The organism is Sphingomonas sp. CD22 (assembly GCF_034556155.1).
In the GTDB taxonomy this organism is placed as follows: Bacteria; Pseudomonadota; Alphaproteobacteria; order Sphingomonadales; family Sphingomonadaceae; genus Sphingomonas.
This window is the reverse complement of record NZ_JAYDYX010000011.1, coordinates 44,152-70,182: the sequence shown is the minus strand read 5'-3', so window position 1 is coordinate 70,182 and position 26,031 is coordinate 44,152. Positions and strand designations below refer to the sequence as shown.

Here is a 26,031-nt window from a genome sequence, read left to right as displayed (position 1 = left end):
CGATCAATGGGGCGGTTGCGAAACGCGCCGCCGGACGGGCGTATTTTCCCGCTGCCCGGCGGCAGCGAGGTTCGACCGATTGCCCTGTCGGCTCCGTCACCCCGGTGCAGTGTTCCGGCGGACGCAGGAACATCGGTGGGCGACGGGATAAGAGTGGAAAGCGACGGACCAGACAGACGCCCATATGCTATAGCCCCTACGTCCGTGCCCGGGTAACCCTCTGTGCCGATGATCATCGAAATCCAGAACCCCGACGATCCCAGGATCGACCATTATCGCGACGTCCGCGAGCGCGACCTGGTCGGGCGGGCGGGGCTGTTCGTGGCGGAAGGCAAGGTGGTCGTCGAGAAACTGGTCGGGACTGCGTTGCACCGTCCGCTCTCCCTGCTGATCGCGGCGAAGCGCCTGGACGGGCTGCGGCCGCTCCTCGCGCAGCTTGCCGACGACGTGCCGGTGTTCGTCGCCGCACAGCCGGTGCTCGACGCCATAGCGGGTTTCGCGATGCACCGCGGCATCCTGGCGATCGGCCGCCGCACCGACGTGCCCGATGCCGACGCGCTGCTCGCTCGCCTGCGCGGCGACGGCGATGTGCTGCTGCTGTCGGGCATCGCCAACCACGACAATATCGGCGGCATCTTCCGCAACGCCGCCGCTTTTGGGGCGGCGGCGGTGCTGCTCGACGCGGATTGCTGCGACCCGCTGTATCGCAAGGCGATCCGGGTATCGGTCGGCGCGACTTTGCTGGTCCCCACCGCCCGGCTGGGGCGTGACGAAGACGCGCTGGCGCTGCTCGACCGCCATGGCTTCGCGCCGGTCGCGCTCAGCCCCGCCGGGGCGACGCCGCTCGCCGACTGGCGGCCCGGTCCGCGCAACGCCATGCTGCTCGGTGCCGAGGGGCCGGGCCTCTCGGCGGACATCCTCGCGCGCGCGCGAAGCCTGCGCATCGCGATGGCGGCGGGGTTCGATTCGCTCAACGTCGCGACGACATCGGGGATCGTGCTGCATCATCTGGCGACGGCGCGGCGCTGAATCCGCCGGCGGCGATCACCTCACGCCGTCCCCATCACCTGCACCGCGAAACGCTCCATCTCCTCGGCCTGCGGGCTCATCTGGAGCAGCAGCAGGTCGAGCCCCGCCGCCTCATATTCGGCGATCCGTTCCTTGAGCTGTTCGGGCGTGCCGACCAGATTGGGCCGCAGCCCGCGGTTCGACACCGAATATTCCTGCACCTGCAAGTCGCGCTCCAGCTGCGTGCCCGACAGCCATTGGTCGAAATTGGCATATCCCGCGGGCAGATCGGTGACGGTAGTGATCCGTTCCAGCTCGCGCTTCGCCTCCGCCTCGCTGTCGCGGACGATCGCATAAGCGGCCATTCCGAATTGCATCGGCGGTCCGCCCGCGCGCTGGCGGCGCGCGCGCATGTCGGCGATCTTGGGCGCGACCGCCGCGACGGGATCGCCGTGCATGACATAGGCGTCGCAGCGCGTCGCGATCATCGTCTTGGCCGCCTCGCTCTCGCCGCCGGCATAGACGACCGGCCGCCTGACCGGCTTGGGCGCACAGATCGCGTTTTCCGTCCGGTAGAATCGCCCCTCGAAGCTGAACCGCGGCTCGGTCCATAGTCCGTCGACGACGCGCAGCCATTCGTCGGTGCGCGCATAACGGTCGTCGTGCTGGTCGAACTGCAACCCATATTGCCGGGCCTCGTCCGCCCACCAGCTCGACACGACGTTGAGCGCCAGCCGCCCGCCGGCGATCCGGTCGATGTTCGCCGCCGCTTTGGCGAACAGCGCGGGATGGTGGAAATTGGGGCGGACCGCGACCATCAGCTCGATCCGTTCGGTGACCGCCGCCAGCGCCGCCGCGGTCGACCAGGCGTCGAGCGCGGGCTGCTCGATGCCCTTGATATCGTTGAGGTTCAGCTCCGCGATCAGCGTGAGGTCATAGCCCCAGCGCTCCGATGCCTGCGTCAGCCGCTTGGCATAGTCCCAGCTCGCCGCCATGCCCTCGTCGGGAACGTTGCGCAGCCAGCCGCCGAAGACGGGCATCCAATATCCGTATCTCACTTGCTCGTCTCCGCGATGATGTCCGCCAGCCAATCGACGAGCCGCGCATGTGGGTCCCAGCCGAGTATCTCGAGCGGGTTGGCGACGAAATTGGAGAGAGCGTTGATGTCGTAGAAGCGCGCGACGCCGTCGCGATCGTCGACCAAGACCTCCACCCCGCCGACGTCGATCCCGGCGCGCTGCACGATCGCCTCCGCCGCCTCGATCAGGGCGGGATCGGGATCGACCCGCGTCATCGTGATCGTCGGGCGGCCGGGCACCGCGCATACATCGGCGGGGCACAGGTCGAAGCTGCCGCCGCCGTCGACCTCGATCGCATAGAGGAAGCGGCCGCCGAGCGTCTCGATCCGCGTGATCGTGCCGCCGCGCGCGGGCACATATTCCTGGACCAGCAGGACGCGATCGATGCTGTCGGGCACCGTGCCGTCGGCGACCGCCGCGGCGAGCGCGCCGGCATCGTCGTAGCGGACGATCCCCGCGCCCGACCCGCCGATGTTCGCCTTGACGACGATCGGAAACCGCAGTTCCGCCGCTGCGGCGGACAGATCGGCGGCGCGATGGACGACGCGGGTCGCGGGAATGGCGAGGCCGAGCCCCGCGATCAGCGACAATTGCCGCGCTTTCGAGGCATCGATCGCCAGCGCGCCGGCGCCGTTCAGCACGCGCGCGCCACGCTCCTGCCAATGCGCCAGCGCCGCCGCCGCGTGGAAGATCGGATGCTCGGGCGCGCGCAGGAAGCTCGACATGGCGATGCGGTTGAACACGACGCGCGCCGGCGCCGATATCGCCGCGGGATCGAAGGCGAAGCCATCGGCATGGATCGCGCGATACGCCACGCCGCGCGCATCCAGCGCGGCGAATAACGGCGCAAACCATTGCGGATGCTCGAAAAGGATGGCGAGATCGGTCATGCCGCCGCGAATAGCGCAGAACATCCCATGCCGGGCCGCCTAAATTTTTCGTGCCCCACTAGCTGCGCTTGCGACGCGCCGGCATTGGTGCGGTGCGTCCCCGTCTAGGTGGGATCAACCATCGATCAAATTCCTCCCCCGCCAGTGGGAGGATTACGCTGCGACGATGAATGTCGATCCCGCTTAGCATTGTACCCCGGCGGAGGCCGGAGCCCAGCTGGGCGAAGGTTTGCAATGACTTACGGCGGCTTTCCCAACTGGGCCCAGGCCTTCGCCGGGGTACATCCGGTGTTTCGCAGAGGTCCCGGTCAAGTCCGCGGTGACCGACCGAAGGTCGCGGCGCCCCTGAATGGCGATCGGCCCTAGGCGTCGCGGGGGGCGCGCGCGAGGACGGCCTGCGCCGTCCGCAGACGCGCCTTCCAGGTCTTCACCGAAGGATGGCCGGCGGCGAGGCCGACCAGGCGTCCTTCGATCTGCGCGACCTCCCGCTTCGCCGCGTCGAGCTCGGCGGCGGTCGGCGGCGGCTGGATGTTGGCGCGCGCATGTGCGCCGGTGCGTCCCTTGCTCTTGGTCATCACCGCCAGATGGTCCGAGATCACCGGTTCGGTCAATCCACGCCCCGAAACAGATCGGACTTCACATCGATATCAGACCTTTAACGCTAAAGTAGATGATTCAACCGATATGGGTGCAACGGCCGCAAACAAGGTCGAATCCACTTCAAGTCGGATCTATATGGCGAATCAGGGCAGCGTCGCGCGAGCAATCACATCCTTTCTGGCGCATCGGCGCGGCAACGTCGCCATCCTCGGTGCCGCCAGCATCCTGCCGCTGGTCGGCATGCTCGGCGGGGCGATGGAGGTGAGCAGGCTCTACCTGGTCAAGGCGCGGCTTCAGCAGGCATGCGATACCGGTGTGCTCGGCGGCCGCAGGGCAATGGGCGGCGGCCCCTGGAACCCGGCCGCCGACCTGCTCGGCCACCAATATTTCGCCGTCAACTTTCCCGAGGGGCGATATGGCGCCAGGAACGTCGGCGTCAATTTCATGGTCGGCACGGATCAGGTCGTTCACGGCGCCGCGCAACTGACGCTGCCGATGGTCATCATGCAGGTGTTCGGCTTCGGCAGCAAGATCATGGCGGCGGAATGCGCCGCGAAGCTGGAACTGCCCAATGCCGACGTGATGTTCGTGCTCGATACCACGCTGTCGATGACCGAGGCGAACGATGGCGACACGCTGCCGCGCATCCAGGTGCTGCGCAACAGCGTGTCGAGCTTCTTCTCCACGCTCGAAAGCGCGCGCGGACCCGGCACGCGCGTGCGCTACGGCTTCGTGCCTTATGCCTCGACGGTGAACGTCGGCGCGTTGCTCAAGCCCGCGTGGCTGGCGGATCGCTGGACGTATCAGTCCCGGGAGGCCGCCGGCACCGGTACGACGACGAACACCGACACCGCGAAATACCGCTATGAATCGGGCCCCAATACGACGACCGGCAGCGTGCAGACGCGCAAATACACGATTCCGCCGGAGAATTGCACCGCGCCCGCGAACGTCAAATATACGTCGAAGACCACGACCGATCCGTCGCCGGTCCCGGCCGACGGCGAGGTCACCTATAGCGAGACCGTCACCCGGAACGGCACGACCTATTCGGCGTCGCTGTCAGGCTCGACCTGCACCGTGACCGAGAACGTCTATCAGGATTATGCGCAGACGAAAACGGTGCGGCGGCTGAACAATCCGAATTACGGCAACACGTCGCAATCGACGGTCTATTACTGGAATTATCTGGCGCGGAGCTACGATCTGACGCCGCTGAAGAGCATGGCGAGCGCGTCCGCGATGACCCTGGGGTCGCTCCCGGACCAGCAGATCGCCGCCAATCATGCCGCCAAGAAGATCCCCTGGCGCGGCTGTATCGAGGAGCGGCAGACGAGCGCTGCCAACGACGCCCTGAAACCGGCCGCGCTGTCCGATCTCGACGTCGACGGCGAGCCGGTGACGAACGACCCAGGATCGCAATGGCGCCCCGCCCTGCCCGACCTGATCTATGCGCGGAAGTGGAACGATCTCAACAGCGCCACCAACGGCACCTGGACGGTGCCGACGGTGTCGAACGTCACCAACAATTACGATTCGCCGACGGCGAGCGCCGCCAAGGCGCTGTTGCGGGCGGCCTGCCCCACCGCGGCGCGCAAGCTCGCCGCGATCAGCAAGTCCGAGCTGGATTCCTATCTCGCCTCGCTCGCCCCCGCCGGGCTGACCTACCACGACATCGGCTTCCTCTGGGGTCTCCGGCTGTTGTCGGCGCAGGGTATCTTCAAGGACGAGAATGTCGCGCCCTCCGGCGGCAAGGTGTCCCGCCACCTCATCTTCATGACCGACGGTAAGACCGAGACGAACATCAACGATTACGATGCCTATGGCCTCGCCGCGCTCGACCGGCGTCGCTCGTCCACGGGTGGCCTGCCGACCAACGGCGACCAGAATGCGATGGTCGAACGGCGCCTCGGCGGCCTCTGTACCGTCGCCAAGAACAAGGGCATCACCGTATGGGTGATCGCCTTCGGCACCGATCTGATCCCGCTGCTGACCGGCTGCGCGAGCGACGGCCGCGCCTATCAGGCGAAGAGCGCGAGCGAGCTCGACCAGGCCTTCGCGCAGATCGCGGCGCAGATCTCGCAGCTCAGGCTGACGCGATGAGCGCGCGGCGCTCGTTCCGGTCGTTCGGCGCCGATGCCCGCGGCGTCACGCTGGTGGAATTCGCGCTCGTCGCGCCCCTGCTCCTGCTGCTGCTGACCGGGGGGCTGGAGGTCGGCCATCGCGCTTATCTCGCGGCGCTGTTGCGGGGGGAGATCAACAAGGCCGGCCGCGACCTGACGTTGGAAGACGCGCAATCCCCGGCGCGACGCACGGAGATCGAAAACCGCGTGCGCGCGGCGATGCGGCCGCTGGCGCGATCGGGCACCGTCGCCTTCTCGCGCCGATCCTATCGCGATTACGCCAACGTCGCATCGACCGCGGAAGATTATATCGACGCCAATCACGACGGGCGATGCAACGCCAACGAGGTGTTTTCCGACACCAACGACAATGGCGTCTGGGACATCGACGGCGGCCGCGCGGGCGACGGCGGCGGCGCCAAGGACGTCGTCGTCTTCAGGGCGGAGTTCACCTACGACCGGCTGCCCCTCGGCAAGTTGCTCGGCATGTCCAAACAGACCCAGATCTCGGCGACGACCTATCTTCGCAACCAGCCCTTCGACAATCAGGCCCCGGTGGCGGAAAGGACCTGCCCATGAGGCGATTTGCCCAGGACGAGCGCGGCGTCGCCGTCATCGAGATGGCCTTCACCGCCCCGCTGCTGCTGCTGCTGATCCTCGGGCTCGTCGAATATGCCCGCTACGCGATCGTGCGCGAGGGGCTCAGCCAGGCAGCGTTCCAGATCGCCGACAATGCCGCGCGACTGGGCGAGGCGCGCCTGACCGGGCCGATGCCGATCAGCGAAAAGCAGATCAACGACGTCCTGCTCGGCGGCCAGATCCAGGGCAGCCCGTCGGACCTGCGCCAGCGCGGCCGGATCATCCTGACCAGCCTCGAACGCAACACGGCGAAGGGGCAATGGCTCCACTGGCAGCGCTGCACCGGCGCACTCCGCCATCCCTCGTCCTGGGGGGTCGAGGGCGACGGCCAGACCGGTCAGGGCGCCAACGGCATGGGCCCCGCGACGGCCCGCATCCAGGCGCAGGACGGCATCCCCGTGCAATTCGTCGAACTCGCCTACGATTATAAGCCGATGGTGTTCACCGTCCCCCTCGTCACCGGCAAGATCGTCGAAAGCGCAGCGGTCCCGGTCCGCTCGGACCGCAACCTGCAATTCGTATCGAACGACGAAAAGGCGACGGTCGCCCGCTGTTCCTAGGTCGAGACGTGGCGCCAGCAATGGCGTCTGCGTTGCCGCTGGAATTGAACGTCGACCTACATGGCGGCAATCGTACTAAGCTTCGATACGCCATTCTCATCGAAGGCTTCGACGGCGACGTAATAATGCTGCCCTTTGGTCAACGCGCGCAGCGGCAGGACCGCGGCTGGTCCGCTCGCGACGCGATCGGCGAAAAGTTGGTACGTCAAGGCAAGGCGGTCGGGGCGTATGCCCCAGCGCACGTTGTAGCCGACGGCATGCGGTACGCGCCGCCAGCGGATCGTCGCATTGCGGGTATCGGCCTCGCGGGTCGCCGCCAGCAACTCGGGCGTCGCCGGTGCCGGGCCGCCGGCATCGCCGAACACCCGCAGATCGCCGATCGCGAGGTGCGCGCCACCGATATGGCCATGGACGAAACGGATGTAGCGCGCCTGCACCGGCTGCGGCAGTTCGAAATAAGCGTTGGGGCGATCGCGGCGAGGTGACGACGTGCGCGCCAGCGGCCGCCATGTGCGGCTGTCGAGTGACTGTTCCAGACGGAATTCCGTATAGATGTCGGCGGCGTCGGCGAAACGGCCAGCCTGATAGTCCGCGAAATCGACCTGCACCGCGCGCACCGTCCGTGGTCCGCCGAGATCGACGGTCAGCGTCGCTCCGGGCTCCTTCGTCGGCGAGAGCCAGAAGCTGCGTGGATTTTCATCGGTCGCATCGGTGGCGGGATGGCCGACGACGCTGCCGCTGGCGGTAGCCGCCTTGTGGTAGGACAGCAGCATCCAGCCGGTGAACAGCGCGTCGGGGTCGGTGAAGCGGCCGGTCGGCACGCGTTGCGGGAAGTCGCCGAAACGGGTGGATACACGCATCTGCCCGTCCGCATCGAAGACCGTGGGCCACAGCCCGATGCGCCGTTCGAACGTCCAATTATAGCCGATCCACGGTGTCCCGGTGTTCCACCAATTGCCGTGCAGATCCCGGAAGGTGTTGCCATGACCAGCCCCTTGCATGAAGCCGCCCGGCTTGTATCCAACCGGGTTGTAGGGGGCGTAAGTGAACGGCCCCATCGGCGAACTGCCGACGTAGGTGCCGGTGGCGTAAGCGTTATATTCGGTGCCCGGCGCGCCATATTGCAGATAGTAGCGGCCGCCCACTTTCGTCATCCACGCACCCTCCATGAAGGGGGTGATCGGCGTGCCGTCGGCCGTCGTGCCGCTGTGATCCTGTCCGAAGCGCTCCCAGCCATGCGCATCCGGATCGAGCAGGATGAACGAACGCCGCGGCGTACCGTAGCTCATCTTGCCGTCCGCAAAGGCGACCGGCACGCCGTAGATCGGAAAGACGTTGGACGAGTTCCAGTAGAGGTACCAGCGATGGTCGTCGTCGCGGAACAGAGCCGGATCCCACGGGCCGGGCGGCACCTCACCCGGCTTGATCGTTCCCTCCTGCCCCGATTTCACCGCGCCCGGCAGCGGCGGCAAACGACGGACGTATAGGTCGATGCGGCCGGTCGCCGGGTCGCTCGTACTGTAGATCGTACCTTGCGCGGTCATCGACGGCATGATGAGCAGCCGATCGCCATCCGATGTCACGGCGGGCGCGACGATCCCCTCCGCCGGCCAACGGCTCGGCCGAACGAAGCGCCAGTTGACGAGGTCGGTCGAGCGCCAATAGCCGTCCGCCAACGTCAGGAACAAATAATAGGCGCCCCTGAACGGCACGATCACCGGGTCGGCGCCGGTGCGGTAGGAGACGCCCTCGTTCACCTGTTCGAAATTGTAGCGATAATCGATGTCGACGGGGTTGGCATACGTGTGCGTCTGCACCGCCGCCGTGGCGAGAGCGAGCCACGTGATCATCGCTGCGCCTGCACGAACAGATTGGCGGTCAGCCGTCCCCGCCGCGGATTGTCGCTCAGTGGCATGTTGGCCGGGATGATCCCCGAATGAAGCAGGCAGCCCCGATAGATGACGACGCGATCGCGACGTCCCTCGATCATCCCGATCTGTTCGAACGCCGGAGTGCTGGCGTTGGTATAGCCCGCCAGCGCGTGATCGTCGCTTTGCGCCGCGGCGACGTAGGCATTGCAGTTGCTGGGGCCGACACATTCGATCCCTGTCTTGCGCTGTCGATAAAACGCGGTGCCGGCATCTGGCAGATCCGACAGATAATGGAGGACGGCGATATAGCCTGCATCCAATGAATCGAAATGGGGTGCGCGCTGGACGGAGGAAAGCATCGCCGGCGCAGCTGTGACCATCGAGAAACTGGCTTCGATCCAGTCGAATCCATCGATATCGAAGGCACCGCCGATGAACGGGGCGACCTGCTCCAGCAGCGTGGTGGCATAAGCGTACGCCTCTCCATCCGAGCCGGTGAGCACGCGGCGGACGCCGGGATAATGGCTCCCCACGGCATCCGGAAACGGCGCGATCGCTGCCGCCAGCGCGACGACGCGCTCCGGATCGCCGGTGACGTCGTCGACGATCACGACCGGGCTTTGGCTACGTCCGACGCGAAGCAGGCTGGGTGTCATCGCGGCAACTCCTGCGAGTGCACCCGCCCCGTTCGACGTGCGAGCGGGGCGGGACTATCGGCGCGATCAGAACTTATAGCGCGCACCGACCTGGAAGGAGCGCGGCACGCCCTGCGTGTCGTTCTCGCGCTTGGTGGGATTGACGCCCGACCCGGCGCCCCAGGCGGTGTAGGTGCGGTTGACCGAGTCGAACAGGTTGAACGCGGCGAAATTGACCTCGAGGTCCGTCCCCCACGGCATCTTGAACGTCTTGGAAATGCGCGCGTCGACCGAAGCGTAGCCGACGATCTGATCGGGCCAGAACACGCCGCCGAAATTGCCGTAAGTACCGGTACTGCCTAGAAACTCGGCCGGCGCGGGCCGCGTGATCACTTGGCCGAACGACGGACCGGAGCTGAACGTGCCGGTCACGGAGACCTTGGTGCCCCACGGCCCACGCGCGATACCGGTACCGACGAAACGCCATTTCTCGACGCCCGCGACATAGTTCCAGCCGTATGCATCGACCCTCGGACCATTGTAGAATTCATCGCTCTGCAACTCCTGCGCGACGTTGCTTTTCGCCTGCTGCAAGGTCAGCGTCGAGGTGAAGCCCCATGTCGAACCGGTGACGAACGGCTTCTCCGCGGTGAAATAGACCGCGTTATATTCCGCCTTGCCGTCGTTCGAGCCGATGTTGAGTTTGCCGCTATAGCCCGGCAGAATGCCGGAGGCCGGGAAGTTGTCCTCGATCCACTGATCGCCCTGACTGGTGTACTGGCCACTCGGCAGGCGGTTGCCCCGCACATATTTGAAGATGTTGTGGCTGCGGATGTGGCTGAAGGTGATCGACGTCTGCACCACGCCCAGCCGCTTGCGCACGCCGAAGTTGAATTGATCGGAATACGGCAGCTTGGTGTTGTTGTTGAGCAGCCACACGTCGCCACCGACGCCGGTTGCCGTCGCCGCGGTACGTAAATTGTCGACATTCTTGTAGCTGTCGTTCCACACCAATGTCGTCGCCGGCAAGACGCCGCCATTGCCCTGGCGGAAGCTTGCGCAGGTCGGCTGCCCCGGACCGTCGCAGAAACTGAGCGTGACGGTACGTTGGTACAGCGCCTTGACCGTCTCGATCCCCGACGTGATGAACAGCGGCCGGTCGTAATATCGCCCGGCGCCGGCGAACAATACCGTGTCGCGGTCACCGTTGATGTCGTACGATATGCCGAGCCGTGGCTGGAATGCCTTCCAATATGGCTTCCGGTTGCTGCCGTTCGAAATATAGTCTTCGGGGTTGATCCCCGCCGCCTGCCACGGCTGATAATTGCGCAGCGCGGTCGCGATCGCATCGGGCGTCACGAATTTATCGTTCTTGGCGTTGGTCTCATAGTCCCAGCGGATGCCGGCGTTGACCGTGATGTGATCGTTGACCGTCCAATCGTCCTGGATGAACAGGCCGATCTGCGTATCCTTAACCTTCGCCGCCTGTACGGGAACGACTGACACCGCCGCCTGCTGCGGCGTCGACGCATCGAAGGTCGTGTAGGTCGAGGGGGTGAAATAATAGGAGCCGTTGCCAAGATTGTCCTCGGCGCGCGACAGATCGTTGAGCGAGACCTTCACGCCTGCCTTGATGACGTGCGCATCGCTGAAGAAGGTTACGTTGTTCTTGAACGTCCAGGTCTTCTGATTGTCCGACTGCTCGAAGCCGTTGGTGCCAAGCGCTGCGACCACTGCACCCGGCTGCCCGAGGATGATCTCCGGACCGCTGCTGGTACGCGGCGTGCCGTTGAACACCGTATTGTACGCGATCGTCGCCTCGTTCAGCCAATTATCCCCGCGATGATTCCATTCGAGCTGATAGAGATCGATCTTCGATTGCAACAGATGGCCGTGCGAGGGCACCGACGTGCCGCCGAAGTCGGCCAGATTGCTCTCGCGGCGGAAGAAGCCGCTGAAGTTCACCGTGTCGGCGTTGCTGACGAAGGCCGTGAGCTTGCCGAAATACAGCTTCTGGTGGAAATCCTGCGCGTAGCTGCCGTTATATTGATTGGCGATCGCCTGCGGCACGACCTGCGTCGGCTGATCGGTATTGGTGGTGCCGAGCAGCACCGCTGCCGAGGGTGCCTTTTGGTCGGTGGCCTCGAACGCGCCGTAGAAGTGCAGCACATCCTTGATGATCGGGCCACCGAAGTCGCCGCCATATTGCTTGCGATCGTAATTGCCCTGCTTGAGCGAGCCGTCGCGGTTGTTGGCCTTGCCCGGCCGGTCGAAATATTTGGTCCCGTAGAACCCCTTGGGCTGCCACTCGCCGAAGATGGTGCCGTGGAAATCGGTGCCGCCCGACTTGGTCACCGCGGTGATGATCGCCGAACCCGCCTGCTCATACTCGGCCTTGAAGTTCTGCGTGTCGACTTTGAACTCCTGCACCGCGAGCTGCGGGAAAGGATTGCCCTGACTGAAGTTCTGGCCGGCGACACCGCCGTGATTGACCTGGTTCTTGAGGCTCAGGCCATCGATGAAGACGTTGACGTTGTCGGCACTGATGCCGCCCGCCTGCACCTGCCGGTTGCTGCGCCCCGGCGTCACCGAGACGCCCGGAGCGAGTGCGGCGAAGTTGAGGAAGTTTCGGTCGCTCTGCGGCAGGCTCTCGATCTGCTGCTGCGACACGTTGGTGGCGATCTCGGCGGTACGCACCTCCTGCGTACGGCGGCCGGTGACGACGATGTCGCTGCCCGTGCCGCTGCCCGCATCCGCCGAACCGGTCGTCTCGGTCGCTGCCGCTTCGGTCGCGGCGGCGGCGGTGCCGATGTCGAGCGTGATCGTCTGACCAACGGGCACTACGACCTGCTGCGGCTGCTGCCCCTCCACGGCGACGCGATAAGTGCTTGGGCGGATGCCGGGGATGGTGTAATTGCCGGTCGCATTGGTCCGGCCGTTGATGACCTGCCCCGTCGTCAGGTCGGTAATGACGACGGCGGTGCCCGCCGCCACGCCCTCGATATGCCCGCGCAACGTCGAGGTGGATTGCGCCAGCGCGGGCGCTGCCATGACGAGCGCTACGGCGAGCGTCGCGACCGAAATGCCGCGGCGAAGGTGCGCGCACCGAATCCCTGATGTCATTGCAAACCCCTCCATCCTCTCAGACCCCGTTTTGCTTCTGCTGGTCATCGACAAGCGACGCACGCAGATCGCCAGGGGCGTATGAAACCGGTTACTCCTGCGAGTAACCGGTTACAACTGGCAGCGATGGGTCCGTTTCGTTATCATTACGATTGTTGCACTCGCGCAACACCCGACGAAATGACGTCAGACGCCGACGGTGATCGCGGGCGCTCGGCAGTGCCGGGCAATGAACGCCTCATGGGTCGGCAGCGTCGCCGCGACGTCACCGATCACCGCCTCGATGTCCTTGAGGAAGGCGGTCGTCTGCTGGTCCGGGATCATGTCGACCATCGGATCATATTGCGCCCGCATTCCCTGGCCGAGCAGGACCTGCACCCAGCTTTCCTCGCGGAACAGCTCGGCCTTGCCGTGCATGAAGAAGCGTGCCGAGGCTGCGAACAGATCGAGCCGTTCGGTCAGGCTGTCGGGCACGTCCATGTGCCTGACGTGGCGCCAGAAGGGCGTGTCGTCGCGTTCGGTGACCTTGTAATGCGCGATGATGAAATCGCGTACGTCGCGATATTCGAAGTCGGTCTGGCGGTTGTATTCGGCGATATCGGCGGGATTGAAACCACGCCCCGGGAACAGCGCGATCAGGCGGAGGATACCGGTCTGGATCAGGTGGATGCTGGTCGATTCCAGAGGCTCGAGAAAGCCGCCGGCCAGTCCCAGCGCGACGACGTTCTTGTCCCAGGCGCGATGCCGCTTGCCCGGACGGAAGCGGACCGGACGCGGATCGGCGAGTGCCGGCGTATCGAGATGCGCAAGCAACGTCGCCGCGGCCGCGTCGTCCGACACGAAGCGGCTGGCATAGACATGACCGTTACCGGTGCGATGTTGCAGCGGGATCCGCCACTGCCACCCCGAACCATGCGCGGTCGATCGCGTATAGGGCGTCAGCGGCCCGCTCCGTGCGCTCGGCACCGCAAGGGCGCGGTCGCACAATAGCCATCGATCCCAATCCTCATAGCCGACGCCCATCGCATCGCCGATCAACAGGCCGCGCATGCCCGAACAGTCGATGAACAGATCGCCGTCGATCGTCCGGCCGTCGGCGAGCACGACATGGTCGAGGAAGCCGTCGTGGCTACGCCGGTTCGCAGCGACGATCCGGCCCTCGATCCGTTCGACTCCCGCCGCCTCCGCACGACCACGCAGGAAGCGCGCGAACAGCGCCGCATCGAAATGATAGGCATAGTCAAGATCGGCCAGCGGCGAATGCGGATTGGACGGATCGGGCATGGCGAAGCGGTTCATCCGCGCCGCCAGCGCATTGAGCGCATAATGATCGAGGTGCTTGGCCCGCCCGCGTGCCGCCTCCTTCAGCCAGAATTGATGACAGTGCAGCCAATAGAGATCCTGGCCGATCTTGCCGAAGCCGTGGATGTAGCTGCTGCCGGGCGTGCGCCAGTTACGGAATTCGATGCCGAGCTTGAAGGTCGCCTGTGTTGCGCGGACCATCTCGAACTCGTCGATGCCGGCAAGTCCGTTGTAGGTACGGAGCGCGGGGATCGTCGCCTCGCCGACGCCGATTGTGCCGATCTCCTCCGATTCGATCAGGCGGATCGTATAGGCGCCGAGGAACAGCCGGGCGAGCAGAGCCGCCGTCATCCAGCCGGCGGTGCCTCCGCCGACGATCGTGATCGTCTTGAGCGGCGGGTTGGGATGGTCGGCCGGCGCCGCGTCGGCCATCGTCACCCGAGCCACCCGCCGGTGAAGCCCGCCCGCTGCAGACCGCGACGGATCGTCGGCGAACGGCGCATCACGCGCCATATGCCTTCGTCGCGGGTATTGGCGATCGCGCCGGCGATCGCGCCCTGGTCGATCCCCAGATAATCGTGGTCGACCCAACCCGAGCGGGGATCGACCGAGCCCGCCGCAAGCTTGACCTGGGTCGCGCGGAACGAGGGATTGAAGCTGTCGAGGAAGCCATATTGGCCGTAGAGTCGCGGCCAGCGTTTCATCGCTTCGGCAGCCGGCACGACGATCTCAGGCGCGAAGGCGAGGCTTCCGAGCGCTGCGGTCGGCGCCAGCGTGCCGTCGTCGCGCTCGTCAGGCTGGCCAAGCGGCCCGCGCGCCGAATAGCCGAAGAAGGTCGCGGTCCGCCCCTTGAACGGCAAGGTCAGGTCGCCGGGTCCATCGCAGGCGGTCAGCCCCCAGATATCGCGCGAATAGCCGTCCCAACGCATCGGATTCGCGATGCAATATGCGCGGTTCGCATAAGTCGCGCGACGGCTGTTCTCGAAATAGTCGAGCCCGGCACGGCGCATCGCGGCATCGCGAATGCCGCGAAAGTCGATCCACATCTGGCTGTATTGATGACCGAACAGCGGAGCGAAGGCGAGATGACGGGTGGCCCCCTCCCCGCGCCAGAAGCCCGGATAGGTGCTGGTCCACGCATCCCAGGCGCCATCGGCGAGCGCTGTGCCGCGGCTGCCGAGGCCGACGATATAGACCATCATCCCCTCGTTATACCCCTCCCACGGCCGCGCGATGAAACCCTGCCCGGGATGCCAGCCCATCGACACGCTGCCGCGCGTATTCGTGAACCACGGCCAGTCGGCACGATCGGTGATGCGCTCGGCGAGCCTGCGGATTTCCGCCTCGACCGGATCGGGACGATCATACCAGCTTCCCGCGAACAGGATGCCCAGGAAGAGTAAGGTGGTATCGACGCTGGACAATTCGGTGTCGCGAAACCGCGCGCCAGTCGTCATGTCGAGGAAATGGTAGAAGAAGCCCTTGTGTCCGGCCATGCCGGCGGGAGCGTCGCCTTGCGGTGCGGTGTCGAAGAAGCGCAGGGTGGTGAGCGTCAGATCGCGCGCCTCTTCGCGTGATATCCAGCCGCGCTCGACCCCGATCGGATAGGCAGTAAGAGCAAAGCCGACGGCGGCGATGCTGGCGAAGGACGGCGTCGGCCAGCGATCCGGCACCAGCCCGTTGCTACGGCTCGCCAGATCCCAGAAAAAGCGGAAGGTGCGGTGCTCGAGGTCATCGAACCAATGCGGCAGCAAGACCCGCGGCGCGGTCGCATTGCCCGTATAGGGAAGACCGGCCGCCGCCGCGGCCAGCCCACTGGTGGCGAGCAGATCGCGGCGATTGATCGCTACGGTTGTCATGCCCCCATTCCCCCCGTCGTCGCGCGGACGATGAGTTCGACCGCGACAATCTGCGTCTCCGCCGACAGGATGCCGCCGTCCAGCGCATCGATCAGCCGTGCGACCGCGCGTTCGCCCATGGCGGCGATGTCGACGCGTATCGTGGTCAGACCGAGATAGCGGGCGAGCGGTACGTCGTCGAAGCCGGTGACCGCAATGTCGGCCGGTACCGCCATCCCGGCCTCGCGCAACGCGCCCATCGCGCCGAGCGCCATCATGTCGTTCGCTGCGACGATGCCGTCATAGACGGCACCCGCCGCCTTCAGCCGCATGACGGCCGCGGCACCCGAATCCTCGCGGAAGTCGCCGTCTATGACGATGGGTTCGATATCGGGTGCGTGGTGGGCCAGAGCCGCGACAAATGCCTCCCGACGTTCGCGCGCATCGATATTGCCATCCGGTCCGCCGATATGCACCAGTCTGCGGCGACCGATATGCACCAGATGCGCGACCGCCGCGACGATGCCGGCGGCATTGTCGATGCGATAGGCCGCGCGGCCGACGGCATCGCTACAATTGACCAGCACAGCCGGCACGTCGCGCGGCAGCGCATCGTCCAGCCCGACGGCATCCAGTTGTGGCGCCATGACGATCAGCCCGTCGACCCGCCCCCGCATCGACCGCATCGCCTGCGCGGCCAGCGCCGCATCGGCATGCATGTTCGACAGCAACAGGTGATAGCCGCGCGCCGTCACCTCGCGATCCATGCCGCGGACGATCTCCGAGAAGAATTCTCCGTAGAGATCGGGCAGCACGACGCCGATGGCATGGCTGCGCGCCAGCGACAGGCTGCGCGCACCGGCATGGGGAACGTAACCGAGCAACTTGGCGGCGGCGATCACGCGCGCCCGCGTGTCCGGATGGACGCTGTCGAGGCCGTTCAGAGCGCGGGACACGGACGCCACCGAAACCTCGGCTTCACGCGCGACATCGCGGACCGTGGCAGATGCCCGTTTCATACCCTCCCCATTCCATCTCGGGCCAAAGCCGTTTATCCGACGGACACCGCTTGTGCGATGCCTTCGGTCTGTGTAACCGGTTACAAATGAGCGTCAACGGGAAATGTGTCGCGCCCTGCGGGGATGCCCGGCACGCGCGTTGGCCCGTGTCGGGGAGAGCCTGGGATATGACCGATAGCATGATTTCGCGGCGTGCGGCGCTGCTCGGTGCGGGGGCGATCGTCGCCTGGTCCGCCAGTCCGGCCCGCGCGCTGCTGGCGCAGGTGGACGGCGCAGCACTGCCGGCGCCGATCGAGGCGATCCTGGCCCGGATGACGCTGGAGGAGAAAGCGGGCCAGTTGCAGCTCAACGCGGCGGCGTGGAGCGGCGGCACCGCCACCGGCCTCAATCCGCCGTCGAGCGGACCGAGCTTCGATGGTCAGGTCGCCGATGCGGTCGCGGGCAAGCTGACCGGCGTGTTCAACGGCAACGGCGTCGAGATGGCGCGGCGCATGCAGGATGCGGTGATGCGGGGATCGCGGCTGAAGATCCCGCTGATCTTCGCCGCCGACGTGATCCACGGTCACCGCACCATCTTCCCCGTGCCGGTGGCGGAGGCGGCCAGTTTCGACCCCGATCTGGCGATGCGCACCGCGCGCATGGCCGCCTATGAAGCGGCGGCGGCGGGGATCGACTGGACCTTCTTCCCGATGGTCGACATCGCCCGCGACCAGCGCTGGGGCCGCACGATGGAGGGCGCCGGCGAGGACCCGCTGCTCGGCCAGATGTTCGCCGCCGCGCGCGTGCGCGGCTTCCAGGGCAGATCGCTCGCCGCCGACGATGCGGTGATGGCCTGCATCAAGCATTTCGCCGCATATGGCGCGACGGAAAGCGGCCTCGACTACAATGCCGTCGATCTGTCCGAACGGACGCTCCGCGAAATCTATCTGCCGCCGTACAAGGCGGGGTTCGACGCCGGCGCGATGAGCGGCATGGCCTCGTTCAACGAGATCAACGGCGTTCCCGCGACCGGCAATCCCTGGCTGATGCAGCAGGTGCTGCGCGACGAATGGAAGTTCCCCGGCATCATCGTTTCCGACTACACCGGCGACGAGGAGATGATCGCCGCCGGCTTCGCCAAGGACGGCAAGGATGCCGCGCGCCTCGCCTTTCTGGCCGGGGTCGACATGAGCATGCAGTCGAATCTCTATGCGCTGCACCTTGCCGACCTCGTCCGCGAAGGCGCGGTGCCGCAGGCGACGCTCGACCGGTCGGTGCGGCGCGTGCTGGCGGTGAAGCATCGGCTCGGCCTGTTCGACGATCCCTTCCGGCGGATCGACAAGACGCGCGAAACCGCGCGCTCGCGCACCAGGGCGGCGATCGCGCTGTCGCGCGAGGCGGCGCAAAAGGCGATCGTGCTGCTCCGGAACGAGGGCGATCTGTTGCCGCTCGACCTCAACCGCAGGATCGCGCTGATCGGCCCGTTCGCGAGCGGTCAGCACGATCTCAACGGACCATGGGTCGTCTATGGCGACAACAACCAGGCGGTCGACCTCGTCACCGGCATCAAGGCGGCGGGCGCCCGCGCGGTCAGCGTGACGGCCGGCTCCGGCGTCGAGGAGGCGCTGCCCGGCGGCATCGCTGCGGCGGTCGCGGCGGCGCAGGCGGCGGACGTCGTCGTGCTGGCGATCGGCGAGAGCGAGGGCATGTCGGGCGAGGCGCAGTCGCGCACGTCGATCACCATCCCCGCGCCGCAGATGGCATTGGCCGAAGCGGTCGCCGGGACGGGCAAGCCGGTCGTCGTGCTGCTCAAGAACGGTCGCGGGCTCGCGCTGGAGGGGGCGGTCCGGGATGCGGCGGCGATCATGGTCACCTGGTTCCTCGGTTCCGAAACCGGCCACGCCATCGCCGACGTGCTGTTCGGCAAGGTCGGCCCGTCCGGGCGCCTGCCGCTGAGCTTCCCCTATGAAAGCGGCCAGGAGCCGTATTATTACGCGCACAAGGCGACCGGCCGCCCCGCCCCGGCGGGCCCGCGCGAGCCCTACAAGACGCAGTGGCGCACCGCGCCCAATGCCGCGCTCTACCCGTTCGGCCACGGCCTGACCTACGGCAAGGTGACGTATGCGGCGCCCGACGTGCCGCCGACGCTCGCCTGGGACGGCCGCATCCGGCTGGCGGCGACGATCAGTAACACCGGCACCCGCGCCTGCGAGGAGCTGGTGCAGCTCTACATCCGCGACCGCGTCGCCAGCATCACCCGGCCGGTTCGCGAGCTGAAGGCGTTCCGCAAGGTGGCGCTGGCGCCGGGCGCGCGCGAAACGGTGACCTTCACGCTGACCCGCGCGCAGCTCGAATTCCTCGGCCAGGACCTGCGGCCCACGGTCGAGCCCGGCACGTTCGACGTATGGATCGCCCCCTCGGCCCAAGCGGAAGGCGTCCACGGCACGTTCGAGCTGCTGCGCTGATCGTCGGCTGGCGGTGGAGGTGCGGGTCCGGCGCGTCCGCTGGCTCGTCCTGCGGATAGTTTGGCGGCGCGGATCGTTCTGTGACCCGTCCCCGCTGTGAACCCGGAGCAATTGCTTGACCAACGTCGCGCTCGTCGCCGGTGCCGGTGGCATCATCGGCAAGGCTCTGCTCGAAGAGATCGCCCGAACCCCGGGCTGGCGCGGCATGGCACTATCGCGCAGCCATGGCGATGTCGTCGCCGACCTCAGCGACGCGCCGGCAAGCCGCGCGGCCCTGGCGGGCGCGGGCGACGTCACCCACGTCTTCTACGCGGCCTATGGACCGGGCGGCGGCCTGGCGGAGGAGGACCGGCGCAATTCGGCCATGCTCCGCAATCTGCTCGACGGCCTGGCGGCGGCGGGCGCGCCCGTTGCGCGGATCGTGCTGTACCAGGGAGCGAAGGTCTACGGCGTCCACCTCGGACCGGTCACGACGCCGTTCTACGAGGACGAGAACCCGCGCCCGATCGGCCCGAACTTCTACTTCACGCAGGAGCGCGAGCTGCAACTGCGCTGCGCCGCCGGCGGACCGGAATGGTCGATCCTGCGACCGGACGTCGTGGTCGGCGACGCCGCCGGCAATGCGATGAACATCGCGACGGTGATCGGCGCCTACGCCGCTTTGTCGGCCGCGGACGGCGCGGCTTTCCGCTTCCCAGGCTCGCGCACGACCTACGACGACTGCTTGGTGCAGGTGACCGATGCACACGCATTGGCGCGTGCCAGCCTGTGGGCCGCGACCGCCGGCGCGGCGGCGGACCAGGCGTTCAACTACGTGCACCCGCCGTTCCGCTGGCGGCGCATGTGGGAAAAGATCGCCCGGCATTTCGACCTCGAACTCGGCGAGCCCATCCCGTTCGCGCTCGCCGACCACATGCCTGCGCTCGAACCTCTATGGCAGCGGATAGCCAAAGGCTTGGTCCAGCCCGACCTTACCAAGGCGGTGGGCTGGGAGTTCGGCGACTTCATCTTCGGCACCGAGGCCGATGTGGTCTCCGACATGACCAAGATCCGCCTCGCCGGCTTCCAAAACGATCTCGATCCCGTCGATGCGCTGATCCGGGCGATCGAGCGGCAGCAGGACGCAGGCGTGATCCCGCGGATCGAGCGAAATCGCCCGCCGGAGGCAGGCGCCGACGGTGGATCCCCCGGCGCATCCGACTAGAGGTGCGTGGCCGACGTTTCGAGGTGCCGATGTCCGATCGTTTAAAGATCCTCCTGCAGCATATGCTGCCCAAGCAGCGCCTGACCGCATTGGCAGGCCGGGTCGCGGGTGCGGAGCGCGGGCGGTTGACGACCCGGCTGATCCGATGGTTCGTCCGCACCTATGCCGTCGACATGAGCGAGGCCGCGGACCCGGACATCGGCAGCTACGCGAGCTTCAACGCCTTCTTCACCCGCCCGCTCAAGGCCGGCGTCCGCCCGATGACCGGTGCCGATTTCGCCTGCCCGGTCGATGGCGCGATCAGCCAGTTCGGCGCGATCGACGATCATCACATCGTCCAGGCCAAGGGGCATCGCTTCACCACCACGGAACTGGTCGGCGGCGACCAGGATCTCGCCGCGCATTTCCGCCATGGCAGCTTCGCCAATCTGTATCTCTCCCCCAAGGATTATCACCGCATCCACATGCCGTGCGACGGCAAACTCGTGCGGATGATCCATGTGCCGGGCACGCTGTTCTCGGTGAACCCGACCACGGCCCGCGGCGTGCCCAATCTGTTCGCGCGCAACGAACGCGTCGTCTGCGTCTTCGATTCACCCGAGCATGGACCGTTCGTGATGGTGCTGGTCGGCGCGACCATCGTCGGCAGCATGGCGACCGTCTGGCACGGCGTCGTCAATCCCAAGCGCCTGCGTGCCCCGTCCGAATGGACCTATGGCGGGCAGGACATCGTGTTGCGGAAGGGCGAGGAGATGGGCCGCTTCCTGCTCGGCTCGACCGTCGTGATGCTGTTCGGGCGGGGCGTGATCGCCTTCGACGCGGGCTGGCAGCCCGAACGGTCGGTGCGCCTCGGCGAGGCGATGGGCAGCGCCTGCCCCGCATGACGCGGCGCTTTGGTTTGGCGGTCAGCCCGTGCAGGTCGCGACGCAGACCCGCCACCGGCGTCGCGCGCGCACGCGCCTGACCTGCCAGCACCGCCCGGTCTGGCGGAGGAAGCGGTCCTGGATGCCGTCGGCATGCTGGGCGAAATCGTAGAAGTCGATCCGGTGATGCGCCAGCACCAGCCGCCCGCCGGGACGCAGCGCGGCCGCCACGTCGACCGCGACCCGCGCCATGTCGCGCTCCGACAGATAATAGAGCAATTCCGCCACCACGATCGCATCGTACACGCCGCGCGGAAACGCCGCGGGCAAGGCGAGCCGCGACGCCCGCGCACGCGGATAGCGCGCGATCGCCGCGGCGGTCAGGCGGGTGCCCTCCGCCGTCCCCTCGGTCGCGTCGAGGCGCAGCGCGCGCGGCGCGATGCCCGCGCTGTTCGATCCGTTGCCGCTGGCGAGTTCCAGCACGCGGCCGATCGGTCCCGGACCCAGCGCCTGCACGATGGCGCGGCGCTTGACCGCCTCGTCGCGGTTGCTGAACGTGCCCCAGGGATCGTCGTCGTCAGCGAATTTGCCGGCAAAGCCGCCGAGATCGATCGCGGTCATCGCCGCACCTCCAGATAGGCTTCGAGGGGATGGGAGAAGGCGTCGAGTTCGTGCCGCGCGATCGCGAAGCCCGCCGGATCGTCGGCGATCGCGCCGAGCTGCGTGCGATGGACGCGGATCAACGATCGCTTGGCGGCCGATCCACCGGGCATCGCGACGAGGCGCGATCCGCGGCGCAGCGGCGATTGCGGCGGCCACACCTGATAGGACAATCGCCGCGACCCGCCGCCGATCCCGTGCAGCGCCGCGGCGACCGCCCGATGGTCGGGATGCGCGTCGGCGGCGGCCGGCCCGACGATCAGGTCCACGCCCGCCCCCGCCCCGGCCCGCACGATGCGGCGCAACGCGCGCGTGAGGTCGGCGCGATGCGCGCCGACGACGCCATCGGGCAGGTCGAGGCGGCGCACCGCCCCCGCCGCCACGCCGAGGCGACGCAGCGCGCGCCGCGATTCGCGATGGCGTTCGGCGATCAGCCGCGCGCGCGGCCAGCGCCGGCTGCCGGGATGTGAGGCGGCGCCGTCGCTGACGATCACCACCGTCACCCGCGATCCGCGCCGCGCCAGCGTCGCGATCAGCGCCGCCGCGCCGATGATCTCGTCATCGGGATGCGGCGCGACCACGACGACATGGCGCGGCCGGCCCGGACGGAGCCTCACAACGATGGGACGAGCGCGCCGCCGGCGACCGCCGCACCGACCCGCAGGCGCTGCGCGTCCGGCGCCGGCTGCCGCAGATAGACCGCCAGATCGGTGAGGGTCGCGGCGAGCGGATGGTCGCGGAAATGGCCGGCGAGCCCGACCGATTGCTGCGCGAGCGCGATCGCACGCTCGGCCGCGTCGGCGACCGCTAGCCGCGCGGCCGCCACCCGCAGCAGCCGTGCGTCGTCGCCGGGATCGAACCAGCCGCTCGCGACCCGGCGCACGACGCCCGCCGCGCCCTCCGCCAGATTGTAGAGGTCGGCGAGCCGCGCCGCCTGGAACGGATCGCCGGCGCGGTCGGTCACGGCCAGATGGTCGCGCGTCCGGTCGCACAGGGCGGCGACGCCGCCGGCATGGACCGCGACGAAGCGCAGCGCACCGCCGCTGAAATACGGCTCGCGCACGTAATCCTCGGGATCACCGATCGCCGCCGCGGCATCGATCGCGGCGCCTTCCCAGCGCACCTGATGCGTCTCGGACCGCTGCATGCCGGTCATCCGCCACCAGTCGCGGTCGATCGCCGGCGGTGCCTCCGCCAGATCGACCAGCAGCAGGCGATTGCCCTCGTCCGTCTGCGCGGTCACCAGCGCATGCGTCAGCACCCCCGCCCCCGACGCATAGCTCTTGCCGCCGCGCAACCGGCCATCGGCGAGGATCAGCGGTTCGCCCGCCAGCCCCGCGTTCCACACGCCGAGCATCGCCCCCGCCGCCAGCGCCGCGTGCAGCCGCGCGACCTGCGCGATCGTGCCGTAGCGCCCGACGATCTGCACCGCGTCGACATGCCCCTCCAGCAACCGCCCGAGCGGCAGGTCGCGCCGGCCGGTGGCATAAAGCGTGCCGAGCAAAGCCAGATACGCCTGCGCCGTCGCGGGATCGCCGGGCGGGTCGCGATCCCACCCAGCCTGCGCGATCGCCGCACGCAACGCGTCGCGCATGTCGATCATGCCGCCGCCTCGCACCAGGTCGCTTCGAGCCGCGCCAGCGCGTCCTCGGCTTCGTCCAGCGTCACCAGATCGGCCGCCCCCGGCGGGGCCGGCACGATCCGCGTCGCGAACGCCTCCGCATTCGGGCAGTCGCGTGCGACGCCGAGCACATGGTCGCCGCTCAGCCCCAGCCGCTCGCCCAGAGCGGCGCGGGTCCTGCCACGATCGATCGTCGAAAAGCCGAAGCGCATCGCGGCATGTTCGCGCCACTGCCACGCCATCTGCGCGGGATGCGCGACGCGCGGCACCTCGCCGACATCCGCGGCCCGCAATGCGCTGGCCAGTCCCTGCGGCGCCCGTCCGTGCCGGCGCGACGACGTCTCGACCAGCATCGCGCCGTCCCGCCGCACCCGGAAGCCGGCGCGCGCCGCATCGTCGAGCAGGGTCGCATCCTCGGCGAAGGGCAACGGCCGGAAGCCGCCGATCGCGCGATACGCCGACGCGCGGATCGCCAGATTGGCGCCGCCGCTGAAATGATGCGTGTCGTGCGCTTCCCAGCTCACCGGGTCGAGCAGCCGCCGATACGCATGCAGCCGGTTGTAATAATGCTCCAGCCGCGACTGTGCGCCGTCGCGCGAACCGTGGCGGCGGACGATCCGGCCCGCGACGACGTCGGCCTGGTCCAGCGCCGCACGGCCCGCGGCGATCCAGTCCCGCTGCGGCCGGCTGTCGGCATCGGTGGTGAACAGCATCCCGTCGGCGCCGCCCAGATGCGCCAATCCCATCGCCATCGCCGCGCGCCGCGCGACCCCCGCATTGGACGCCGCGCTGCCCGGTCCCATTTGCATCCGCAGCGCGAACGGCATGTCGGCGGCGGCCTGACGCACCAATGGTTCGCTGTCGTCGATGCATCCGTCCAGATAGAGGCACACCGTCAGCGTGCCGCGCGCATCCAGCCGGCCGAGCGCGGCGAGCAAGCCGGGCAAGGCCTGCGCCTCGTTGCGCGCCGGCACGCAAATCACCGCAGCATCAGTCAGGGATCATCTCCAGCCAGCCGCGGATCTCGCGGCAGGGATATCGTGTCGGGCTCGCCGCCTTGTGCACGACATTAACCGTTCGAAAACAACAGTCTACAGCAGCGATGGTCGCTGTCGAACCCGCCCCGCCATCGCCGGTCGGCAGCGTGTCGATCCTGGCGAGGAACGGCGCGAGATCGTCCACGCGTCAGCCCGGCGAGACGGCGTCGAAAAAGCCGCGCATATCGGCCAGCAGGCTCTCGGGCTGTTCCAGCGCCGCGAAATGGCCGCCCCTGGCCGGCTCGGTCCAGCGCACGACGTCATAGGTCTTCTCGACCTGCGAACGCGGTGGCGGCGGAAAGACGGGATCGGGAAAGGCGGCGACCGCCGTCGGCACGCGGAGGCGCGTTCCCGCCGGAAACTGCCCGGAATCCTCCAGCGTGCGTCCGCGATACATCCAGGTCGAGGTGACGAAGCGTTTCGGCCCCAGGTACAGCATCACGTTGTCGATCAGCACGTCGGCATCGAACGCCGCCCACAGGTCCGGCCGCCCCGCGTCATCGCGGGGGACGTCCGCCCAGGCACCGAATTTCTCCAATATCCAGGCCGCGACGCCGATCGGGCTGTCGCTCATCGCGATCCCCAGCGTCTGCGGGCGACTGCCCTGCTCGTGGCTGTAGCCCGCTTCCTCCTTGGCGAGGTCGGCGCGTTTCGCCGCCCAGGCCAGCTCCGGCGCCCGCGTGGGCACCGCATCGGCGGCCTGGACGATCACCATGTTGAGATGCAGCGCGGCGACCGCATCGGGATGGCCGAAAGCCATCCAGGCGGTGATCGCCGCGCCCCAATCGCCGCCCTGGAGCAGATAGCGGCCGGCACCGTACAGCTCGACCATCAGCCGATGGAACAGCTCGGCGGTCTGCCGCGGCCCGATCGGCGTCGCGGGACGTCCCGAAAAGGCATAGCCGGGCAGCGAGGGCACGATCACGTCATGCCCCGCGGCGGTGAGCGGCGCGATCAGCGCCTCGAATTCGAGGAACGAGCCGGGCCAGCCGTGGAAGAGCATCACCGGCAGCCGCGATCCGTCGCCGCGCACGTGGAGGAAGTGGAGCGTCTGCCCGAGGATATCGGCGGTGAACTGCGGCAGCGCGTTGAGCCGCCGCTCGGTCGCGCGCCAGTCGTAGCCGCCGAGCCAGCGATCGGCGAGGCGGCGGAGATCGGCGAGGCCGACGCCCGAGGTCCAGCCGCCCGCGTCGGGAAAGTCGTCCCAGTCGAAACGCGCGATGCCGAGCCGGATTTCGGCGAGCCGCTCGTCGGGGATCGCGATGGTGAAGGGCTGCACCATCAGCCGCGCCGCCCGATCGCCACACCGGCGGGCACCGCGCCCGCCCTCCCGCCGGCGGGATCGAACCCATGGGTCATGCAGATGAACGGCGCCGGATGCATACGTCTTTTCCCCAGACAGCGGGTAACAATCCCTGCCTCAACGGCCGCGAAGCCGACGCGATCCGCGAGCCTGGACCGACGGCCCGTTTCGTATGACCGAAAGGCCGATGGGATTCGTGCGGGGCCGCGGAA

General features: G+C 67.5%; 22 protein-coding genes. 7 read left to right on the top strand and 15 right to left on the bottom strand.

The annotated features are described in order from the left end of the window. Positions 1-228: 228 nt before the first annotated feature. The gene (locus SFC76_RS17805; protein WP_322850750.1) at positions 229-1,029 is read left to right on the top strand and encodes an RNA methyltransferase; all 801 of its coding nucleotides are present in this window, start codon (positions 229-231) and stop codon (positions 1,027-1,029) included. Between the two features lie 20 nt (positions 1,030-1,049). Here SFC76_RS17805 and SFC76_RS17800 read toward each other — a convergent pair whose 3' ends face one another. From SFC76_RS17800 to SFC76_RS17790, 3 genes are all read right to left on the bottom strand, one after another. Continuing rightward, positions 1,050-2,048: an LLM class flavin-dependent oxidoreductase gene (locus SFC76_RS17800; protein ID WP_322850749.1), complete on the bottom strand. Its 999-nt coding sequence runs from the start codon at positions 2,046-2,048 to the stop codon at positions 1,050-1,052. Positions 2,049-2,062: 14 nt separating this feature from the next. Next, on the bottom strand, positions 2,063-2,977 hold the full coding sequence (locus SFC76_RS17795) for an alpha-L-glutamate ligase (protein WP_322850748.1): 915 nt from the start codon (positions 2,975-2,977) through the stop codon (positions 2,063-2,065). A gap of 362 nt (positions 2,978-3,339) precedes the next feature. Then, positions 3,340-3,552 carry a hypothetical protein gene (locus SFC76_RS17790; protein WP_322850747.1) on the bottom strand — a complete coding sequence of 71 codons (213 nt, stop codon included), beginning with the start codon at positions 3,550-3,552 and terminating at the stop codon, positions 3,340-3,342. A 160-nt stretch (positions 3,553-3,712) separates the two neighbouring features. Here SFC76_RS17790 and SFC76_RS17785 point away from each other — a divergent pair, with 160 nt between their 5' ends. From SFC76_RS17785 to SFC76_RS17775, 3 genes are read left to right on the top strand one after another with little or no spacing between them, the layout of a single operon-like run. Further along, complete coding sequence (locus SFC76_RS17785) at positions 3,713-5,680, top strand: pilus assembly protein TadG-related protein (protein WP_322850746.1); 1,968 nt, start codon at positions 3,713-3,715, stop codon at positions 5,678-5,680. After that, on the top strand, positions 5,677-6,279 hold the full coding sequence (locus SFC76_RS17780) for a TadE/TadG family type IV pilus assembly protein (protein WP_322850745.1): 603 nt from the start codon (positions 5,677-5,679) through the stop codon (positions 6,277-6,279). The genes SFC76_RS17785 and SFC76_RS17780 overlap by 4 nt, the downstream gene beginning before the upstream one ends. Then, positions 6,276-6,899 (top strand): TadE/TadG family type IV pilus assembly protein, encoded by a 624-nt coding sequence (locus tag SFC76_RS17775; protein WP_322850744.1) that lies wholly within the window; start codon positions 6,276-6,278, stop codon positions 6,897-6,899. The genes SFC76_RS17780 and SFC76_RS17775 overlap by 4 nt, the downstream gene beginning before the upstream one ends. 56 nt (positions 6,900-6,955) lie before the next feature. On the opposite strand, the gene SFC76_RS17770 is transcribed toward SFC76_RS17775, so the two are convergent. The 6 genes from SFC76_RS17770 to SFC76_RS17745 form a co-directional block, all read right to left on the bottom strand. Continuing rightward, positions 6,956-8,749 (bottom strand): family 43 glycosylhydrolase, encoded by a 1,794-nt coding sequence (locus SFC76_RS17770; RefSeq protein ID WP_322850743.1) that lies wholly within the window; start codon positions 8,747-8,749, stop codon positions 6,956-6,958. Then, on the bottom strand, positions 8,746-9,426 hold the full coding sequence (locus SFC76_RS17765; RefSeq protein WP_322850742.1) for a DUF6445 family protein: 681 nt from the start codon (positions 9,424-9,426) through the stop codon (positions 8,746-8,748). The genes SFC76_RS17770 and SFC76_RS17765 overlap by 4 nt, the downstream gene beginning before the upstream one ends. 66 nt (positions 9,427-9,492) lie before the next feature. After that, positions 9,493-12,528 (bottom strand): TonB-dependent receptor, encoded by a 3,036-nt coding sequence (locus SFC76_RS17760; RefSeq protein WP_322850741.1) that lies wholly within the window; start codon positions 12,526-12,528, stop codon positions 9,493-9,495. A gap of 186 nt (positions 12,529-12,714) precedes the next feature. Continuing rightward, positions 12,715-14,262 (bottom strand): tryptophan halogenase family protein, encoded by a 1,548-nt coding sequence (locus SFC76_RS17755; RefSeq protein ID WP_416222442.1) that lies wholly within the window; start codon positions 14,260-14,262, stop codon positions 12,715-12,717. A 2-nt stretch (positions 14,263-14,264) separates the two neighbouring features. Next, a complete protein-coding gene (locus tag SFC76_RS17750; RefSeq protein ID WP_322850739.1) occupies positions 14,265-15,689 on the bottom strand; it encodes a glucoamylase family protein in 1,425 nt (474 codons plus the stop codon). Beyond that, the gene (locus SFC76_RS17745) at positions 15,686-16,687 is read right to left on the bottom strand and encodes a LacI family DNA-binding transcriptional regulator (RefSeq protein WP_322850738.1); all 1,002 of its coding nucleotides are present in this window, start codon (positions 16,685-16,687) and stop codon (positions 15,686-15,688) included. Before SFC76_RS17745 ends, SFC76_RS17750 begins: the two co-directional genes overlap by 4 nt. A 167-nt stretch (positions 16,688-16,854) precedes the next feature. Here SFC76_RS17745 and SFC76_RS17740 point away from each other — a divergent pair, with 167 nt between their 5' ends. The 3 genes from SFC76_RS17740 to asd all read left to right on the top strand — a co-directional run bounded on the left by SFC76_RS17740 (position 16,855) and on the right by asd (position 21,219). After that, positions 16,855-19,131 carry a glycoside hydrolase family 3 N-terminal domain-containing protein gene (locus tag SFC76_RS17740; RefSeq protein WP_322850737.1) on the top strand — a complete coding sequence of 759 codons (2,277 nt, stop codon included), beginning with the start codon at positions 16,855-16,857 and terminating at the stop codon, positions 19,129-19,131. Between the two features lie 115 nt (positions 19,132-19,246). Then, the gene (locus SFC76_RS17735; RefSeq protein WP_322850736.1) at positions 19,247-20,335 is read left to right on the top strand and encodes an NAD-dependent epimerase/dehydratase family protein; all 1,089 of its coding nucleotides are present in this window, start codon (positions 19,247-19,249) and stop codon (positions 20,333-20,335) included. A 29-nt stretch (positions 20,336-20,364) separates the two neighbouring features. After that, positions 20,365-21,219 carry an archaetidylserine decarboxylase gene (gene asd / locus SFC76_RS17730; RefSeq protein WP_322850735.1) on the top strand — a complete coding sequence of 285 codons (855 nt, stop codon included), beginning with the start codon at positions 20,365-20,367 and terminating at the stop codon, positions 21,217-21,219. Between the two features lie 21 nt (positions 21,220-21,240). Here the strand turns inward: asd and SFC76_RS17725 are convergent, their stop codons facing one another. From SFC76_RS17725 to SFC76_RS17700, 6 genes are read right to left on the bottom strand one after another with little or no spacing between them, the layout of a single operon-like run. Beyond that, positions 21,241-21,819, bottom strand: coding sequence for a class I SAM-dependent methyltransferase (locus SFC76_RS17725; protein WP_322850734.1), 579 nt, complete (start codon positions 21,817-21,819; stop codon positions 21,241-21,243). Continuing rightward, positions 21,816-22,475: a PIG-L family deacetylase gene (locus tag SFC76_RS17720; protein WP_322850733.1), complete on the bottom strand. Its 660-nt coding sequence runs from the start codon at positions 22,473-22,475 to the stop codon at positions 21,816-21,818. The genes SFC76_RS17725 and SFC76_RS17720 overlap by 4 nt, the downstream gene beginning before the upstream one ends. Beyond that, the gene (locus SFC76_RS17715) at positions 22,472-23,461 is read right to left on the bottom strand and encodes an acyl-CoA dehydrogenase (RefSeq protein WP_322850732.1); all 990 of its coding nucleotides are present in this window, start codon (positions 23,459-23,461) and stop codon (positions 22,472-22,474) included. Before SFC76_RS17715 ends, SFC76_RS17720 begins: the two co-directional genes overlap by 4 nt. Further along, positions 23,458-24,453 carry a glycosyltransferase gene (locus SFC76_RS17710; protein WP_322850731.1) on the bottom strand — a complete coding sequence of 332 codons (996 nt, stop codon included), beginning with the start codon at positions 24,451-24,453 and terminating at the stop codon, positions 23,458-23,460. The genes SFC76_RS17715 and SFC76_RS17710 overlap by 4 nt, the downstream gene beginning before the upstream one ends. Positions 24,454-24,469: 16 nt before the next feature. Next, positions 24,470-24,661 carry a hypothetical protein gene (locus SFC76_RS17705; RefSeq protein ID WP_322850730.1) on the bottom strand — a complete coding sequence of 64 codons (192 nt, stop codon included), beginning with the start codon at positions 24,659-24,661 and terminating at the stop codon, positions 24,470-24,472. Between the two features lie 3 nt (positions 24,662-24,664). Continuing rightward, positions 24,665-25,798, bottom strand: a complete 1,134-nt coding sequence (locus SFC76_RS17700) for an epoxide hydrolase family protein (RefSeq protein WP_322850729.1) — start codon at positions 25,796-25,798, stop codon at positions 24,665-24,667. Between the last annotated feature and the right edge of the window lie 233 nt (positions 25,799-26,031).

What these genes read in the sequence shown, in the direction of transcription:
- SFC76_RS17790 (WP_322850747.1), bottom strand. Translation starts at nt 3,552, where the DNA reads ATGACCAAGAGCAAGGGACGCACCGGCGCACATGCGCGCGCCAACATC.
- SFC76_RS17795 (WP_322850748.1), bottom strand. Translation starts at nt 2,977, where the DNA reads ATGACCGATCTCGCCATCCTTTTCGAGCATCCGCAATGGTTTGCGCCG.
- SFC76_RS17765 (WP_322850742.1), bottom strand. Translation starts at nt 9,426, where the DNA reads ATGACACCCAGCCTGCTTCGCGTCGGACGTAGCCAAAGCCCGGTCGTG.
- SFC76_RS17800 (WP_322850749.1), bottom strand. Translation starts at nt 2,048, where the DNA reads ATGCCCGTCTTCGGCGGCTGGCTGCGCAACGTTCCCGACGAGGGCATG.
- asd (WP_322850735.1), top strand. Translation starts at nt 20,365, where the DNA reads ATGTCCGATCGTTTAAAGATCCTCCTGCAGCATATGCTGCCCAAGCAG.
- SFC76_RS17740 (WP_322850737.1), top strand. Translation starts at nt 16,855, where the DNA reads ATGACCGATAGCATGATTTCGCGGCGTGCGGCGCTGCTCGGTGCGGGG.
- SFC76_RS17715 (WP_322850732.1), bottom strand. Translation starts at nt 23,461, where the DNA reads ATGATCGACATGCGCGACGCGTTGCGTGCGGCGATCGCGCAGGCTGGG.
- SFC76_RS17725 (WP_322850734.1), bottom strand. Translation starts at nt 21,819, where the DNA reads ATGACCGCGATCGATCTCGGCGGCTTTGCCGGCAAATTCGCTGACGAC.
- SFC76_RS17745 (WP_322850738.1), bottom strand. Translation starts at nt 16,687, where the DNA reads ATGAAACGGGCATCTGCCACGGTCCGCGATGTCGCGCGTGAAGCCGAG.
- SFC76_RS17700 (WP_322850729.1), bottom strand. Translation starts at nt 25,798, where the DNA reads ATGGTGCAGCCCTTCACCATCGCGATCCCCGACGAGCGGCTCGCCGAA.
- SFC76_RS17780 (WP_322850745.1), top strand. Translation starts at nt 5,677, where the DNA reads ATGAGCGCGCGGCGCTCGTTCCGGTCGTTCGGCGCCGATGCCCGCGGC.
- SFC76_RS17775 (WP_322850744.1), top strand. Translation starts at nt 6,276, where the DNA reads ATGAGGCGATTTGCCCAGGACGAGCGCGGCGTCGCCGTCATCGAGATG.
- SFC76_RS17750 (WP_322850739.1), bottom strand. Translation starts at nt 15,689, where the DNA reads ATGACAACCGTAGCGATCAATCGCCGCGATCTGCTCGCCACCAGTGGG.
- SFC76_RS17760 (WP_322850741.1), bottom strand. Translation starts at nt 12,528, where the DNA reads ATGACATCAGGGATTCGGTGCGCGCACCTTCGCCGCGGCATTTCGGTC.
- SFC76_RS17755 (WP_416222442.1), bottom strand. Translation starts at nt 14,262, where the DNA reads ATGGCCGACGCGGCGCCGGCCGACCATCCCAACCCGCCGCTCAAGACG.
- SFC76_RS17805 (WP_322850750.1), top strand. Translation starts at nt 229, where the DNA reads ATGATCATCGAAATCCAGAACCCCGACGATCCCAGGATCGACCATTAT.
- SFC76_RS17785 (WP_322850746.1), top strand. Translation starts at nt 3,713, where the DNA reads ATGGCGAATCAGGGCAGCGTCGCGCGAGCAATCACATCCTTTCTGGCG.
- SFC76_RS17770 (WP_322850743.1), bottom strand. Translation starts at nt 8,749, where the DNA reads ATGATCACGTGGCTCGCTCTCGCCACGGCGGCGGTGCAGACGCACACG.